Source organism: Microbacterium sp., assembly GCF_035554235.1.
Lineage (GTDB): Bacteria > Actinomycetota > Actinomycetes > Actinomycetales > Microbacteriaceae > Microbacterium.
The window spans coordinates 1-16,072 of the sequence record NZ_DATMIO010000276.1 but is presented as its reverse complement, the minus strand read 5'-3'; the positions used below and the strand labels follow the sequence as shown (position 1 = coordinate 16,072).

Sequence of the window (16,072 nt, the reverse complement as noted above, 5' to 3'; positions counted from 1 at the left end):
CGAGAGAACCGGATGTCGGGGTCAGCTCACCCGCGGCGAGCCGCAGCAGGGTGGTCTTGCCCGAGCCGTTGCGGCCGACGAGGCCCGTGCGGCCCTCGCCGAATGCTCCGGAGACGTCGCTCAGCGCGACGGAACCGTCGGGCCAGATGAACGAAACCCGGTCGAGAAGAAGGACAGAAGTGTGCGTGGGCATGCTGCTCCCATGGCGTGAATGAGCACCGGTCGGAAAGTGGGTGCACTGACACCGGGGCCCCGGAACGGGGCGGGCTCACGCGAAGGGGGAGCGTCGACGGGTCAGCGCGCGGATGCGGGCGCGGAAGCGTCGATCAGTCTCACCGGAGGATCCTCACGTAGGGAACAGGAGTGCTCCACTTTAGAGGATGCCGCGCGACAGGTCTACCCGGGTCGCCCGAGCCCGCGCGGCGCTACTCGGCCTGTCCGGCCTCCGTCGAACCTTCGGGCACGGCCTCGCCGGCGGCATCCTCCAGCCGCTTCTCGAGAAAGACCCGCACGTCGTCGAGTTCGTCTTCCGACACGCTGTGCGTGAGGCCCGGGTATACGCGCCCGCTCAGCTCGGCGTGCCCGGGGAGCCACTCGGTGGTGTGCTCGACGAGGAAGTCGGGGATGACGTCGTCGTGCGTTCCACGACCCCAGAACACCGGGGGCCGCAGCTTCGCGAGCGCCGCGTCTCCGGGCAGCGGGCCGGGCGCGGCGTAGCCGCTCAGGTTGACGACGAAGTCGAAGAGCTCGGGCTCGAGCCGGAGGGCCTGCAAGGCGACGGACGCGCCCTGTGAGAACCCGAGCAGACCGAGGGATGCGGCATCCCGCCCCGCCTCGCCGAGCCAGGTGATCAGCCGCCCCGCGGCGTGGGTCACGGCCTGGGGGTCGCGGCCGTCCAGTCCTTCGATCGGGTACCACGAGAAGCCCGGGGCGGGCCACGGCGGCGCGAGGGGCGCGCGGACCGCCGCGACCACGAACTCGGGCGGAAGGTACGGCACGAGCGCGAAGAGATCCCGCTCGTCGGCCCCGTATCCGTGCAGCAGCACGAGCAGCGGCCTGCCGGCGCGCTCGTCGGGCTCGGCGGACCAGAGGGCAAGGGCATCGTCGAGGGTGGAGATCTCGGCCATGCGCCCATCCTGCCATCCGCGCAGCGATGCTTGACGGCGGGTGGCGTGCCCGTACCGGACCGATACGTGGGCGGGGGTGGCATGCCCGTGCCGGATTCAGGATGCGTGTGACGCCTGGGGCGCCAGGCGCCGAAAACGGAGGGTTCGGCTCGACTTTCGTCACAGCGTGCCTGTCTGCGGTACGCGCGCGGGGATTCGGAGGAGTCATGCGCGGGCGCCTGGGGTATACAGGAGTCATGCCGGTACGCACCCCTGACCCCGACCCCAACGACCGGGCCGACGACGGCGCCTCGGGCAGCCGATCCCCCTTGAGCAGCGGGGCGTTCGGATCTCCGTCCCAGGGCAACGCCGCGAACCCCGGATGGCTGACCGACATCGAGCTCGCCGAGGCGCGACGGCGGCTCCCGATCCTCTACGTCGAGGCCGTGCCGGTGCGCACCGACGGCGTCGGCGCCGTGATCGAGGTCGGCATCCTGCTGCGGGCGACGCCCCTCGGCGAGATGACCCGCTCGCTCGTCAGCGGCCGCGTGCGGTACGGCGAGTCGGTGCGCGACGCCCTGTTCCGCCACCTCGAGAACGACCTGGGGCCGATGGCCTTTCCGCTGCTGCCCCCGCAGCCGGTGCCGTTCACCGTCGCGGAGTACTTCCCGATCCCCGGGCTCTCCGCCTTCCACGACGATCGCCAGCACGCTGTGTCGCTCGCGTTCGTCGTTCCGGTGACGGGAACGTGCGAGCCGCGTCAGGACGCGCTCGAGGTGACCTGGATGGCGCCGGAGGAGGCGGCATCCGAAACCCTATCCGCCGAGATGGAGGGCGGCCGCGGAACCCTCGTGCGGCTGGCCCTCGCCAGCGTGGGCGCGCTCCGCTGAGCGCACTCACGAGCGCACCGCTTGTGCCCGCACGCGGCCGCGGCCGCGAGCTCAGACGGCGGAGGTCTCCCGCGAGATCGCGGCGATGAAGGCGTCGACATCCTCTTCGGTCGTGTCGAAGCTGCACATCCAGCGCACCTCGTTCTTCGCGGCATCCCAGTCGTAGAACCGGAACGACTCGCGCAGCCGGTCGGCGACGCCATCCGGAAGCGTCGCGAAGACGCCGTTCGCCTGCGTCGGCTGCGTGAACGCGACCCCGCTGATCGATCCGTCGGCGAGCCCCGCTTCGACGCCGGCGCGCAGACGCGCGGCCATCGCGTTCGAGTGGGTGGCGTTGCGCAGCCAGAGGTCGCCCTCCAGCAGCGCGATCAGCTGGGCCGACACGAACCGCATCTTCGACGACAGCTGCATGTTGAGCTTGCGCAGGAAGGTGAGACCGGTGGATGCCGCCGGGTCGAGCACGACGATGGCCTCGCCGAGCATGGCCCCGTTCTTGGTGCCGCCGAAGCTCAGCACATCGACGCCGGCATCGCGGGTGAACGCGTGCAGCGGCAGGCCGAGGGATGCCGCGGCGTTCGAGACGCGCGCGCCGTCCATGTGCAGCCGCATGCCCAGGCCGTGCGCGTGATCGGCGATCGCGCGGATCTCGTCGACGGAGTAGAGGGTGCCGAGCTCGGTCGACTGTGTGATCGAGACGACGAGCGGCTGGGCGCGGTGCTCGTCGCCCCAGCCCCACGCCTCCCGGTCGATCAGCTCGGGGGTCAGCTTGCCGTCGTCGGTCGGCACGGTGAGCAGCTTGATGCCGGCGACGCGCTCGGGAGCCCCGCCCTCGTCGACGTTGATGTGGGCGGTGGATGCCGTGATCACGGCGCCCCAGCGGGGGAGCATCGACTGCAGCCCGACGACGTTGGCGCCCGTGCCGTTGAAGACCGGGAAGGCCTCGACGCCCTCGCCGAGGTGGCGCGCGAAGACCTCCTGCAGGCGGCCCGTGTACTGGTCTTCGCCGTACGCGACCTGATGTCCGTCGTTCGCCGAGGCGAGGGCGGCCAGCACCGCGGGATGGATGCCGGAGTAGTTGTCGGAGGCGAAGCCGCGAAGCGCCGTGTCGTGGAGCGTGGTCACGGTCATCAAGCCTACGGCCGCGGCGCCGGCAACCGCCCTGCCGACGACCGCAGGGCATGAGGGGGTTCCCCGTGTCGGAGCCCATGGATACCCTCGCATCATGACTTCGCACGGTGACCAGACGGGCGCGCCGAACCCCGGAGCGCCCCCGCAGACAGAAGAGACCCGCGTTCCTGAACCCGGTGCGCCCGTGGCTCCGCCGGGCGGCATGCGCACCTTCATGCAGGTGCTCGTGAACACGATGATCGCGAACGTCACGACCAGCTTCCTGTGGTTCGGCTTGACCTTCTGGGTGTTCCTCGAGACGCGGTCCGTGCTGGCGACCGGCATCATCGGCGGCGCCTACATGCTGCTCGTCGCGCTGTTCTCGATGATCTTCGGAACGATCGTCGATCGGCATCGCAAGCACCACGTGATGGTGTTCTCGAGCGTGGTCACGCTCGTCTCGTTCCTCGCGGCCGGGGCGCTCTACCTGGCGCAGCCCGAGTCGGCGCTCCTCGACATCGGCGGGCCCTGGTTCTGGCTGTTCGCCGGCATCATCCTGTTCGGCGCCGTCATCGAGAACATGCGCAACATCGCGCTGTCCACGACGGTGACGCTCCTCGTGCCCGTCGAACGCCACGCGAACGCCAACGGTCTCGTCGGCACGGTGCAGGGCGTCGCATTCATGGTCACGAGCGTGTTCAGCGGGTTGGCGATCGGGCTCCTGGGCATGGGGTGGACCCTCGCGATCGCGATCGGCTTCACCCTCGTCGCGCTCGTGCATCTGTTCTTCCTGCGCATCCCCGAGGAGAAGCCGGTCGCCGAAGAGGGCCAGGCGAAGACGATCGACTTCCGCGGAAGCATCCGTGCGATCCGCGCCGCGCCCGGACTGTTCGCCCTCATCATCTTCTCGACGTTCAACAACCTGATCGGCGGGGTCTACATCGCCTTGATGGACCCGTACGGTCTGACGCTCTTCCCCGTCGAAGTGTGGGGAATCGTGCTCGGCGTCACCTCGACGGGCTTCATCATCGGCGGACTCGTGATCGCCAAGTGGGGATTGGGCAAGAACCCGATCCGCACGATGCTGTTGATCGTGATCGCCATGGGCCTCCTCGGCGCGCTCTTCACGGTCCGCGAGTGGTGGTGGCTGTACGCCGTCGGCATTTGGGTCTACATGATGCTCATCCCCGCCGTCGAGGCGTCCGAGCAGACGGTGATCCAGAAGGTGGTGCCGTTCCGGCGGCAGGGGCGGGTGTTCGGCTTCGCGGCCGCCGTCGAATCCGCGGCCGCGCCCGTCACGGCCTTCCTGATCGCCCCGATCGCCCAGTTCTGGATCATCCCCTACATGGAATCCGACCAGGGACAGGACACGTGGGGATGGCTCCTCGGCGAGGGCGAGGCCCGCGGCATCGCCCTGGTGTTCCTCTTCGCCGGGCTCGCCATGGTGGTGATCGCCCTCCTGGCATTCGGCACGAGGTCGTACCGCCTGCTGTCGGAGGAGTACCAGACCGCTGCGCCCGCTGACGCAGATGCGGACAGCGATACCGACGCCACTGCCGACAGCGATACCGACGCCACACCTGATGCCGACACCGCTACCGACAGCGATACCGACGCCACCCCTGATGCCGACACCGCTGCCGACACTGACGAAGACACGGTCAGGGAAGACGCGGTCAGGGGTGCGCCGGCGCCTCCGGCGGCGTGAGCGCGATGACCCGGTCGTTGAGCTCCGCGGCATCGTGCGACCACAGATCGACGACGGATGCCGCGAGCACGTCCTCGAGGCCCGCCAGGGCCGTGACCCGGAAGATGACCGCGGCACCCGACACGTCGGTCGCGGCATCCCGCGCGGCTTTGGCGAAGCCCTGCGCGACGGCGCGGGTCCAGGCCTCGCTCGCCGCCTTGACGGCGGCGTAGTTCGCGCCGCCCGCGAGCGGGCGCTCGACCGCCGTCGACGAGACGATCGCGAGGCGTCCGGCATCCGATGCGCGCAGGCCGGCGTCGAAGGCCCGGCTCGCGTGGCGCAGGGCCGTCAGCCCAACCTCGAGTGCGCGGTAGTCGTCGTCGGACTGCCCCGCGAGGCCACCGCCGCCGCGCCATCCGCCCACGAGGTGGATGAGCCCGTCGACCCGCCCGAAGCGGGCATGGATGCGCTCGGCGAGGTCGGCGACCTCGGCCTCCGCAGTGAGGTCGCACAACTCGGTGTGCACGCCGGGCAGCTCAGCCGCGACGGCGTCGAGGTTGTCGCGGCGGCTCCCGACCGTGACCACTCGGGCGCCCGAGGCGAGCAGGGCGCGCGCGACCGCGCGCCCCGCCGCACTCGTGCCTCCCGCGAGGACGACGACGCGCCCAGAGGCCCCGCGCCCGGAGGCCCCGTGTCCGGAGCCCCCGTGCCCGGATGCCCCGCGCCCGGAAACCGGCTCCGGCTCGGAGACCGCGTCCTCAGGCATCGGAGGCCCGGATTCCCGCCGTCGACTCGATCACGGGGCGCATCTTCCGATCGAGGGCCTCGAAGAACATCGACAGCGGGAACTCATCGTCCAGCACCGCGTCGGTGTAGCCCTTGGGCGGCCCGGCAAGCACGTCGTCGGGCAGCCCCCGCGCCCACGCGGAGGCGGGGTTCGGGGTGAGCGTGCCTCGCACGAGGTCGTACGCGGCGAGCCAGTGCGCGACCTTCGGCCGGTCGATCGAGCGCCAGTAGAGCTCATCGATCGCGTCGCCGAGGGCCACCACCGCCGCCGGAACGTCGGGCCAGTCGAACGCGAGCGCCGTGTCGGTCCAGTGCAGCACGCCGCGCTGGTGCAGCCACGCGAACAGCAGCTGCCCGCCGAGTCCGTCATAGTTGCGCACGCGCGACCCGGTGATCGCGAACCGGAAGATCCGGTCGAAGATCACCGCGTACTGCACGAGCGCGGCGTGTTCGAGCGTGTGCGCCTCGACGACCGTCAGCTGTTCGCCCCCCGCGAGGCGCGCCGCGAGCGCGTGCTGGATGCGCACGCTCTCGCGGAACGCGGTGAGGTCGCACCGCAGCTCCTCCAGCGAGTACAGGAAGTACGGCATCCGCTGCTTGATCATGAACGGGTCGAACGGCAGGTCTCCGCGCATGTGCGTGCGGTCGTGGATCATGTCCCACATCACGAACGTCTGCTCGGCGAGCTGCTGATCATCCAGCATCCGCGCCGCGCCCTCGGGCAGCTCGAGCCGGGTGATCTCGGATGCCGCGCGCACCACGCGCCGGAAGCGCGCCGCCTCGCGGTCTTGGAAGATCGCGCCCCACGTGAACGGCGGCACCTCGCGCATCGCCACCGTCTCGGGGAACAGCACGGCCGAGTTCGTGTCGTACCCGGGGGTGAAGTCGATGAGCCGCAGCGACAGGAACAGCTTGTTGCCGTAGTCGCCGGCCTCGAGGTGTGCGATGAACTCGGGCCAGATCGTCTCGACGATCAGGGCCTCGACGAAGCGGTTCTGCGACCCGTTCTGCGTGTACATCGGGAACACGACAAGGTGACGGATTCCATCGATGCGCTGCTGCTGCGGCTGGAAGGCCACGAGCGAGTCGTAGAAATCCGGGATGCCGAAGCCCTCGGCGGCCCACCGCTCGAAGTCGATCACCGATGCCTCGAGGTAGCCCGCGTCATGCGGGAAGAGCGGTGCGAGCTCCCGGATCGAGGCCACGATCGTGGCGACGTGCGCACGCGCGGCGTCGTGATCGGATGCCGCCGGCACCGAGCCGTCCTTCGCCTGCAGCGCCTGCAGGGTCGTGGCGGCGTGCTTGAGCGCGAGCCACGCGGAGTGATCCTCCGCTCCCGTCGCCGGCCCGGTCGCCGAGCGGGTGCCGCTCTGAGCTCGCGCCGTCCTGAGCCTGTCGAAGGGTCGAACGGTCGAAGCGTCCTCGACGACCTCGGGCTCGCCGATGATGGCCTTCGCGTTGTTCGCGTTGACGGTGGACATGGGAACCTCCGATCTACGAGGCTCGGGCCGCGGCCTGACGGGTTCGATCGATCGGCTGCGCGGCGGGTGAACGGGATACCTCACCAGGGTACTCGGCGGACCTTCGCGTCCTGCGGGGCCCATCGTCCGGCCGTCGCTCGCGACAGCGTCGCGGATACATCTTGCGGCGGATGTCGCGCCGTGGGCGCTCGCGTAGCGTGAGGGAGTGATCCGAAGCCTGACCCCCACGCAGCTCGTCGTCGACATGATGCTCGCCGCGTTCTTCGGTGTGGTGGTCGTATCGAACGAGCTCTTCGGCGGTCTCGGGCCGACCCGGCAAGACACGCTGTGGGGCATCGCCGTCGCCCTGATAATGACCGGCGCCCTGGCCGTGCGCCGCTGGTCGCCGGCGATCTCGCTCGCTGCCGCGTGGTGCGGCGCGATCGTGCAGATGCTCCCGGGGCTCAGCCCCCGCCTGAGCGACATCGCGATCTTCGCCGTGCTCTACGTCACGGCGGCGTACGGCACGCGGCTCGTGTTCTGGCTCGGATTCGCGTCGTCGCTCGTCGGCGCCCTCGTGATCACCCTGTATCTCACCTTCGGCCCGTTCCTCGGTGGTGGCGGGATCTCGTGGAGCAGCATCCCCAGCGCGCTCGCCGTGCTGGTCGCCGCGGGGTTCGCGCTCCTGCTGTCGTGGACGGTCGGCGCGCTCGTGCGCACCGCGATCCGGGCCAGGCAGAACCGCGCCGCCCAGGTGCGGGCCGAGAGCGAGGCCATCGCGGAGCAGGAGCGGGTGCGGATCGCGCGCGACATGCACGACGTCGTCGCTCACTCCCTCGCGGTCGTGATCGCCCAGGCGGACGGCGCGCGGTACGCGATCGCCGGTGCTGGACCCGACGCGGCCACGACCGCGCTCAGCACCATCTCGACCACCGCGCGGTCGGCGCTCGCCGACGTGCGCCTGCTGCTCACCCGGCTGCGACACAGCGAGGAATCCGGCCCGCAGCCCACCCTCGCCGACCTCGAGGGCCTCTACGCCGATGTGCGCGCGGCCGGTCTCGATGTCGCCGTCGACGTCGACCCCGCACCGCGCACGGAGCCGGGTGCGGGCGTGCAGCTCGCGGTCTTCCGCATCCTGCAGGAGGCCCTGACCAACGCGCTGCGGCACGGCGACGGCTCTCGCGTCGACGTCGCCCTCGCGTGGCATGCCGACCGCGTCGACATCGAGGTGCGCAATCGGGTCGACCCCGCCGCGCGCGTTCCCGTCGCGGGATCGACGGCCGCCCACGGGCACGGGCTGATCGGGATGACGGAGCGGGCCCAGCTCGCGGGCGGACGGCTCGGTGCCGGCGAACAGAACGGCGTGTTCGTCGTCCGGGCGAGCGTCCCGATCGAGAACGCCTCATGACGGTTGCTGAGCCCCGTAGAGGCATCCGGGTCGTGCTGGTCGATGACCAGGCGCTCTTCCGTGCCGGCATCCGCATGCTCGTCGACTCGCAACCCGACCTCGAGATCGTGGGCGAGGCGGCCGACGGGCGCGAAGCCCTGACCGTGGTGCGCGCCACGCGCCCGGACGTCGTGCTCATGGACGTCCGGATGCCGGTGATGGACGGCCTCGCCGCGACGGCGGAGCTGCTCCGCGATGCCGATCCGCCCCGCGTCGTGATGCTGACGACGTTCGACCTCGACGAGGCGGCGGCCCGCGCGATCCGTGGCGGCGCGAGCGGCTTCCTGCTCAAGGACGCCGACCCGGAGTTTCTGCTCGCCGCGATCCGCACCGTGCACACGGGCTCGGCCGTGATCGCGGCATCCGCCACGCGGGAGCTCTTCGCGCACTTCGCGGATGCCGCGCCGCGACCGGTCCCGCCCACCTACGGCGCCCTGACCGAGCGCGAGCGGGAGATCTTCGCGCTGGCCGCGCGCGGCCTCAGCAACTCGGAGATCGCGGCGCGCGAATTCCTGTCGGAGGCCACGGTCAAGACGCACATCAGCCGCATCCTCGCCAAGCTCGCGCTTCGCGATCGGGTGCAGCTCGTCGTGTTCGCGTTCGAGCACGGACTCGCCTGAGCGGGCGGCGGACGCGTTTAGGATGACGCAATGCCCTCGCTCGGTGAACTGATCGCCCCCCGCCGACTCGGCACCGACTTCCGCTGGCTGCTGGCATCGTCGTGGACCAGCAACATCGGCGACGGCATCGCGCTGTCTGCGGCCCCGCTGCTGATCGCCTCCCTGACCTCGTCGCCGCTCCTGGTCGCCGCGGGGGCGATGATGCAATTCCTCCCGTGGCTCCTGTTCGGACTCCTTGCCGGCTCGATCGCCGACCACCGCGATCGACGCCGGCTCGTCATGCTCGCGAACGGGTCGCGCGCGGTGATCGTGCTGGCACTGGTGATCTTCCTCGCGACCGGCCAGGTGACCGTCTGGGTGGTCCTCGCGACCGCCTTCCTCTACGGCACGGCGGAGGTGTTCGCCGACACGGCGGGAAGCACGCTCCTGCCGATGCTGGTGCGGCCCGCCGATCTGCCGCTCGGCAACGCGCGGCTGCAGACCGGGTTCCTCGTCGGCAACCAGCTCGCCGGCCCTCCGCTGGGCGCGTTCCTCTTCGCCATCGGATCGTTCTGGCCGTTTCTCGTCCAGATCCTGTGCGTGAGCCTCGCCGTCATCCTCATCTCACGCATCGCACGCACCCCTGTCCCGCCGCACGACCCCGTTCCCGCGGGCGCGAAGGCGCATCCGATCCGCGAGGGTCTGCGCTGGCTCCGCGGCAACGCCCCCGTGCGAACGCTCGTGATCATCATCCTCGTCTTCAACGTGACGTGGGCGGCGCCCTGGAGCATCCTGGTGCTCTACGCGACCGAGCACCTGAACATGGGTGCCGTGGGCTTCGGCGCGCTGACGACGGCGTCGGCGCTCGGCGGGCTGGCCGGGACCGCAAGCTTCGGATGGCTCGAGCGCCACGTGTCGTTCGCGACGCTCATGCGCACGTGCCTTTCGCTCGAGGTGCTCATGCACCTCGGGTTCGCCCTCACGACATCGGGCGTCGTCGCCTTCGCCATCATGTTCGGATTCGGCGCCTACGCCTTCATCTGGGGCACGATCTCGACGACCGTGCGGCAGCGCCTGGTGCCGCTTCAGCTGCAGGGGCGGATCGCGTCGGTCAACATGGTCGGCGTCTTCGGCGGCCTCGTGATCGGTCAGCTGCTGGGCGGGCTCATCGCCCAGGCGTGGGGTCTCACGGCCCCGTGGTGGTTCGCATTCGCCGGGTCGGCGCTCACCCTGGTGCTGGTGTGGGGTTCGATCTCGCACATCGCGGCCGCTGCGCCGGCGCTCGACGCCGAAGGGTCTCCGAGCAAACCGTAGGGCTTGGCAGGCGACTATTCCTCACCCGGCGCTCGCGGCGGCGGTCCGCGCGGCTCGTCGCCGGCGGATCGTTTCGACGACCGCCCAGACCAGCACACCGACGGCCACTCCCAGAAAGATGCCGCCGATGACGTCGGTCAGCCAGTGCGCCGCGAGATACGTGCGGCTCCACGACATCCAGAGCACCCACACCGCTCCGAGCGCCCACCAGAGCCAATGGCGGAACAGCAGTGCCAGGACCGTGGCGAGCGCTGCCGCGAATGCGACATGCCCCGAGGGGAATGATGTCGGCACGACTTCGGCAAGCGAGTCCTCAGGCCTGATCCGAGCCACGATCCGGGCGAGCGGAGCGGCGATCGCGATACACAGGATCAGTGTCGCGGCGACGGTGATGGCAGCCCACCACCAACGCAAGATCAGGAGGGTCGCGACGACGACCAACCCGGTGACGGCCGCGAGCACCGGGCCGCCGAGGTGACCCGGAATCCACGCCAGAACGAGTCCGGCGTCGGTCCGGTTCGCCACCATCAGCCCGTGCCACCAGACATCGACCGGAAACGGCTGGTCGCGGCGGACCGAAGTCACGACCCACAGGCAGACGACCGCCACGATGGCCGCCGCAGCGCCCACGATCAGGGGGACGAGCCGGGAGAGATCGGGGCGTTCGTGGGGAGCTTGCACGGGGCTATCCTCGCAGGCCCTCAGGATCCCCGTCAGGCTCTCGCGGCGCTTCTTCGTACCGCAGGCCCCGCTGAGCCTTCATGCGCTCGCGCCGTCGCGGGCATTTCGGCTCCTCACGGGATCGCGCGAGGCGGGCGGTTTCGACAGCGCTTCGAACGTAACCATTCACGGCCGCCGGGGCAATGGCCCTGTGCGCACGGTCGCCCGCAACTAGCCTCGGGTCTATGCGTCTGGCCAGCCTGCGGCATCCGGTTCTCGCCTACCGCCGCGCCCGCGTGATGCCGCGGTGGGTGCGCCGGCTCGATCGCTCGGTGAATCGGCGCATCAACGCCTCGCGGTCGTGGCACGTGCGCGACAGGGGGTACCGCCGGCTCAGTCGCGCCGCCGACCACGGGGCGCTCTGGTACGTCGCCGGCGCCACCCTGCTGACGCTCGGCTTCGGCCGCGCCGCGGTGCGCGGGGTCGCCTCGATGGCGATCGCGAGCGCGCTCTCCGACCTGGTCGTGAAGCGGATCTTCGGCGGGCCGCGCCCGCTCTTCCACGAGGTGCCGGTCATCCGCCGACTGAAGAACTACCCGACCACCGCGTCGTTCACGTCCGGGCACTCCGCCAGCGCCGCGGCCTTCGCGACCGGGGTTGCCCTCGAATCGCCGGCGGCCGGGGCGGTCGTCGCGCCGATCGCGGCGGCCGTCGCGTATTCGCGCCTGCACGTCGGTGCGCACTGGCTGTCGGACGTGGTCGGGGGAGTCGCGATCGGCGTCGGGGTGGCCGTGCTGGGCCGCGTCGTCCTGCCGGCGCGGGCGAGGAAGGAGCGGACCGACGACGCGGAGCTCGCGCACGTCGTCGAGCCGATCGAGCTTCCCGCGATGGGAGGCGGAGACGGTGTGCTGATCGTGATGAACGCGGATGCCGGAACCGCCGTCATCCGCCTCGATCCGCGACCCGTGGTCGCCGCGCGCCTCCCCGGTGCCGTCGTGCGCGAGCTGGCGACCGACGAGACGATCGAGGCCGCCGTCCGCGAGGCGATGTCGGGCGCGGAGCCCCCGCGCGTGCTCGGGGTCTACGGCGGCGACGGCTCGGTCTCGCGCATGGCGCACCTGGCGCTCGAGTTCGACCGCCCGCTGCTCGCGCTGCCGGGCGGCACCTTCAACCACTTCGCGCGCGCGGCCGGCATCGACAGTGTCGACGCGGCCATCGATGCCCTCGAGGCCGGTTGCGGGGTGGCCGCGAGCGTCGCCGAACTCACGACCGCGGGCCGGTCGATCACCGTGCTCAACGCCGCCTCGATCGGGATCTATCCCGACTTCGTCGCCCAGCGCGCGCGGCGCAAGGCGCGGCTCGGCAAGTGGCTCGGCGGTGTGGTCGCGACCTGGCGCGAGCTGCGCGACGCCGAGGCGATCGACATCGAGATCGCCGGGCGGGCGCTGCGGGTCTGGTCGGTGTTCGCGAGCGTCGGGCGCAACACCCCGGGCCAGGTCGCGACGATGCAGCGCCGCACGCTCTCGGACGACGTGCTCGATGTGCGGGTGCTGCACGCCCGCGGCTCCCGCCTGCAGGCGGTCGCCGCGCTCTCGTTCGGCAGGGCGACGCGCGCGGTGCTGCGGGCGGTGCGGCTGCTGCCGCCCGATTCGGATGTCGAGCGAATCACCACCGCCGAGATCCACATCGCGGTGCTCCCGCACCATGGACGCGCGACCTTCTACGCCCACGACGGCGAGCTCGAGCGCCGGCCTGCCGTCGATGAAGACGGCCGCTACACGTTGTCGTGCCGGATCGTGCCCGGCGCGCTGCGGGTCTACGCACCCCGCTCCGCGGCGGCGACCGGCTGACGCGTCATCCTTCCGATGTACGCGGATGCGCCGCTCGACCGACGCGCGCGGCAGTCCTCGGTTCGTAGCGTCGAGGCATGGAGATCACAACGACCGACCTCGGCCTCGCGGCCCGGGTTCAGCACCTGACGAAGACCTACGGCACCGGGGAGGGCGAGGTGCGGGCGCTCGACGGGGTCAGTGTCGGCATCCGCCGCGGCCAGTTCACCGCGATCATGGGCCCGAGCGGTTCGGGCAAATCGACGCTCATGCACATCATGGCGGGGCTCGATGCACCCACCCAGGGTCGCGCGTGGATCGGCGACACCGAGATCACGGGGCTCGGCGACCTCGAGCTGACCATCCTCCGCCGCCGACGCGTGGGTTTCGTCTTCCAGGCGTTCAACCTCGTGCCGACCCTCGACGCGATCGGCAACATCACGCTGCCTTTCGACCTCGACGGTCGCCGCCCCAGCGCCTTGGAACGCGCCCGCATCGACGGGCTCGTCGAGAGCCTGAGCCTCGGCCCACGGCTGCGGCACCGCCCGCATCAGCTCAGCGGCGGCCAGCAGCAGCGCGTGGCGATCGCGCGGGCGCTCGCCACGGCCCCCGACCTCGTCTTCGCCGACGAGCCCACCGGCAACCTCGATTCCCGCACGGGCCGCGAGGTGCTCGCACTGCTCGCCGCCGCGAGCCGCGACCACGGGCAGAGCATCGCGATGGTGACGCACGACCCGGTCGCGGCGAGCTTCGCTGATCGCGTGCTGTTCCTCGGCGACGGCCGAATCGTCGCCGACAAGCCCCGCCAGAGCGCCGAAGAGGTCGGCGCGTACATGCTCGGCATGGAGGTGGCGGCATGACCGCCGCGACGTTCGCTGCCCCTCCGGGCCGTCCCCTCCGCGCGCCGCGGCTCGCGTGGCTGCGCGATCGGGGGATGGGCGCCAGCATCCTGGTCGCCGCCCTGTCGAGCGCCTTCGGTGTCGTGCTGCTCACCGCCACCGGCTACATCGGCGCCGTGATGACCGCGAACTCGGCCATCGGCGGCAGCGCGACACTGGCCCTCGTGCTCGGCATCGTGTCGGCGATCTTCCTCGGCATCGCCATCTACGTCGGCGCGATCGTCACGGCCAACACCTTCGCGACCGTCGTCGCGGGCCGCACCCGGCGCATCGCGCTCATGCGGCTCGTGGGGGCGTCGGCGAGATCGCAGCGGGCGGATGTCGCACGTCAGGGTCTCACCGTCGGTGTCGTCGGGGCCGTGCTCGGGCTCGTCGTCGGCACCGGCTTCGCCGTCGCCTGCGTCGCGATGGCGCCCACCTGGCTGGGGATCGACGGTGTCTCGTACGCCGTCGCGCAGGCATCGCTGCTGCTCCCCGCCGCGATCGTCGCGCTCACGACATGGGCGGCCGCGTGGGTCGGATCGCGCCGCGTGCTCTCGGTGACGCCGCTCCAGGCGCTCGGGGGATCGGTCGAGACCGCTCATGGCGAGATCGCGCGCCGGAAAGGGCGCAATGCCGTCGCCATCACGCTCTTCGCGATCGGGGCCGTGCTGCTCGTGATCGGCATCGCCGTCGGCCTGCTCTCGCCGTTCGGGGTCATCATCGCCTTCTTCGGCGGGCTCTTCTCCTTCTCCGGTCTCATCGCGGGCGCGGCCGTCTTCATGCCGCCGGTGCTGCGCCTCGTCGGCCGGTGGTTCGGGCGCTCGGCGCCGGCGCGTCTCGCGGCCGAGAACGCCCTGCGCTACCCGGAGCGGTCGTCTCGCATGGCGATCGGCGTCGTCATCGGCGTGACGCTCATCACGATGTTCGCGGTGGCGCTCGAGTCGACGAAGGCCGTGCTCGCGGCATCCGCCGGTGGCGAGCTGCCGCCCGATCTGGTGACCGTCCTCGACACGTTCGTCGCGATCGTCACGGTGCTGATCGGGGTGAGCGCCGTGATCGCCGCCGTGGGGCTCGTCAACCTGCTGACCCTCGGAATCGTGCAGCGGCGCCGCGAACTCGGCCTGCTGCGCGCGCTCGGACTGTCGAACGGGCAGGTGCGCGGCATGGTGCTGGCCGAGGCCGCGCACGTCACGATCGCGGCCGTGGCAACGGGACTCGTGCTCGGCGTCGCCTACGGCTGGGCGGGGGCGCAGTCGCTGCTCGGGTCGATCCGGGTCTCGCCCGACTCGCCGAGCGGCGGGCTGCTCGTCGCGCCCACCCTGCCGTGGTTCACGATCGTCGTGGTCGTGGCGGCCGCCGCGGTGCTCGCGCTCGTCGCCGCCGTCGTGCCCACCCGGCTGGCGACGCGGGTCGCGCCCGTCGAGGCTCTCGCGGCGGAGTAGCCGCTGCGGGTCGCCGCGCCCGTGTGGCGCCGGGGTTTAGCCTGGAGGCATGGCCCCCGAACGCTCGCGCCGACGCCGCTCCGCGGCCGTCTACCGGCGGCGACGTCTCGTGCTCCTGGTCGCCGCGATCGTCGTCATCGGCCTGATCGTGTGGCTGTTCGTCGCCCAGCCGTGGACAGGATCGGCGACCGACGCCGGACCGGGGCGAACCCCGTCGCCGACTCCCACGAGCGAGGGGCCGACCGCACCGCCGGCGCCCGCGGACGCAACGCCCGACCCGGAGGCGGGTGACACCCCGGCGCCGTCGTCGACGCCGGCCGCGACCGAACCCGCCGTGCCGACCGCCGGCCCGTGCGTCGCGGCGCAGATGCAGGTCGTGGCCATGACAGACAAGGACACCTATGCGGCGGGGGAGAATCCGCAGCTGAGCATCCAGCTGACGAACCTCGGCACCAGCGACTGCACGCTGAATGTCGGGACGACGACGCAGGTGTTCACCGTCTCCAGCGGCAACGACACGTGGTGGCGCTCGACCGACTGCCAGAGCGCGCCCAGCGACATGGTCGTGCTGCTCGCGGCCGGCCAGACCGTCACGAGCGCGGCACCGCTCGCCTGGGACCGGACGCGCTCGTCGGTCGACACGTGCCAGGATCCGAATCGGCAGCGCGCGACCGGCGGTGGTGCCTCCTACCACGTGCGGGTCGAGATCGGCGGGATCGCGTCGACGGAGACCAAGCAGATCCTGCTCTACTAGCCGATCGCGGGCCATCCGCCTATCGTGGGTTTTCTCTCCCGTTCCTGCTCGATTCACTTCGATGTGCTAGGGCGAGCTTGTCCCCCGAAGAGGGGACAGACGAAGTCAGA

15 protein-coding genes are annotated in these 16,072 nt (G+C 71.2%); 9 read left to right on the top strand and 6 right to left on the bottom strand.

Annotation, left to right across the window (positions count from 1 at the left end):
* A partial coding sequence (locus tag VNT50_RS14040; protein ID WP_325485732.1) for an ATP-binding cassette domain-containing protein occupies window positions 1-193 on the bottom strand: 193 nt, incomplete at its 3' end.
* 232 nt (window positions 194-425) lie between these two features.
* Window positions 426-1,127 (bottom strand): alpha/beta hydrolase, encoded by a 702-nt coding sequence (locus VNT50_RS14035; protein ID WP_325485731.1) that lies wholly within the window; start codon window positions 1,125-1,127, stop codon window positions 426-428.
* A 236-nt stretch (window positions 1,128-1,363) separates the two neighbouring features.
* On the opposite strand from VNT50_RS14035, the gene VNT50_RS14030 reads away from it, so the two are divergent.
* On the top strand, window positions 1,364-1,996 hold the full coding sequence (locus VNT50_RS14030) for an NUDIX hydrolase family protein (RefSeq protein ID WP_325485730.1): 633 nt from the start codon (window positions 1,364-1,366) through the stop codon (window positions 1,994-1,996).
* A gap of 51 nt (window positions 1,997-2,047) precedes the next feature.
* Here the strand turns inward: VNT50_RS14030 and VNT50_RS14025 are convergent, their stop codons facing one another.
* Window positions 2,048-3,124, bottom strand: a complete 1,077-nt coding sequence (locus VNT50_RS14025) for a threonine aldolase family protein (protein ID WP_414683975.1) — start codon at window positions 3,122-3,124, stop codon at window positions 2,048-2,050.
* A 202-nt stretch (window positions 3,125-3,326) separates the two neighbouring features.
* Between VNT50_RS14025 and VNT50_RS14020 the strand changes: the two genes are divergently transcribed.
* Complete coding sequence (locus VNT50_RS14020; RefSeq protein WP_325485733.1) at window positions 3,327-4,811, top strand: MFS transporter; 1,485 nt, start codon at window positions 3,327-3,329, stop codon at window positions 4,809-4,811.
* Here VNT50_RS14020 and VNT50_RS14015 read toward each other — a convergent pair.
* Both VNT50_RS14015 and VNT50_RS14010 read right to left on the bottom strand, forming a co-directional pair.
* A complete protein-coding gene (locus VNT50_RS14015; RefSeq protein WP_325485728.1) occupies window positions 4,780-5,556 on the bottom strand; it encodes an SDR family oxidoreductase in 777 nt (258 codons plus the stop codon). The two genes, VNT50_RS14020 and VNT50_RS14015, sit on opposite strands and share 32 nt — an antisense overlap.
* Window positions 5,549-7,057: a DUF6421 family protein gene (locus tag VNT50_RS14010; RefSeq protein WP_325485727.1), complete on the bottom strand. Its 1,509-nt coding sequence runs from the start codon at window positions 7,055-7,057 to the stop codon at window positions 5,549-5,551. The genes VNT50_RS14015 and VNT50_RS14010 overlap by 8 nt, the downstream gene beginning before the upstream one ends.
* A gap of 205 nt (window positions 7,058-7,262) precedes the next feature.
* On the opposite strand from VNT50_RS14010, the gene VNT50_RS14005 reads away from it, so the two are divergent.
* Genes VNT50_RS14005 through VNT50_RS13995 form a run of 3 tightly spaced genes read left to right on the top strand, consistent with a single transcriptional unit; the run spans window position 7,263 to window position 10,396 of the window.
* The gene (locus tag VNT50_RS14005) at window positions 7,263-8,444 is read left to right on the top strand and encodes a sensor histidine kinase (RefSeq protein WP_325485726.1); all 1,182 of its coding nucleotides are present in this window, start codon (window positions 7,263-7,265) and stop codon (window positions 8,442-8,444) included.
* Window positions 8,441-9,103 carry a response regulator transcription factor gene (locus tag VNT50_RS14000; RefSeq protein WP_325485725.1) on the top strand — a complete coding sequence of 221 codons (663 nt, stop codon included), beginning with the start codon at window positions 8,441-8,443 and terminating at the stop codon, window positions 9,101-9,103. The genes VNT50_RS14005 and VNT50_RS14000 overlap by 4 nt, the downstream gene beginning before the upstream one ends.
* 30 nt (window positions 9,104-9,133) lie before the next feature.
* Complete coding sequence (locus tag VNT50_RS13995; RefSeq protein WP_325485724.1) at window positions 9,134-10,396, top strand: MFS transporter; 1,263 nt, start codon at window positions 9,134-9,136, stop codon at window positions 10,394-10,396.
* A gap of 21 nt (window positions 10,397-10,417) precedes the next feature.
* Here the strand turns inward: VNT50_RS13995 and VNT50_RS13990 are convergent, their stop codons facing one another.
* Window positions 10,418-11,077, bottom strand: a complete 660-nt coding sequence (locus tag VNT50_RS13990) for a phosphatase PAP2 family protein (protein WP_325485723.1) — start codon at window positions 11,075-11,077, stop codon at window positions 10,418-10,420.
* A 224-nt stretch (window positions 11,078-11,301) separates the two neighbouring features.
* Here VNT50_RS13990 and VNT50_RS13985 point away from each other — a divergent pair, with 224 nt between their 5' ends.
* From VNT50_RS13985 to VNT50_RS13970, 4 genes are all read left to right on the top strand, one after another.
* Entirely contained in the window at window positions 11,302-12,906 is a 1,605-nt protein-coding gene (locus VNT50_RS13985) for a bifunctional phosphatase PAP2/diacylglycerol kinase family protein (protein ID WP_325485722.1), read from the top strand.
* 77 nt (window positions 12,907-12,983) lie between these two features.
* The gene (locus tag VNT50_RS13980) at window positions 12,984-13,745 is read left to right on the top strand and encodes an ABC transporter ATP-binding protein (RefSeq protein ID WP_325485721.1); all 762 of its coding nucleotides are present in this window, start codon (window positions 12,984-12,986) and stop codon (window positions 13,743-13,745) included.
* Window positions 13,742-15,208, top strand: coding sequence for an ABC transporter permease (locus VNT50_RS13975; RefSeq protein WP_325485720.1), 1,467 nt, complete (start codon window positions 13,742-13,744; stop codon window positions 15,206-15,208). Before VNT50_RS13980 ends, VNT50_RS13975 begins: the two co-directional genes overlap by 4 nt.
* 49 nt (window positions 15,209-15,257) lie before the next feature.
* Complete coding sequence (locus tag VNT50_RS13970; RefSeq protein WP_325485719.1) at window positions 15,258-15,962, top strand: hypothetical protein; 705 nt, start codon at window positions 15,258-15,260, stop codon at window positions 15,960-15,962.
* Window positions 15,963-16,072 lie beyond the last annotated feature (110 nt).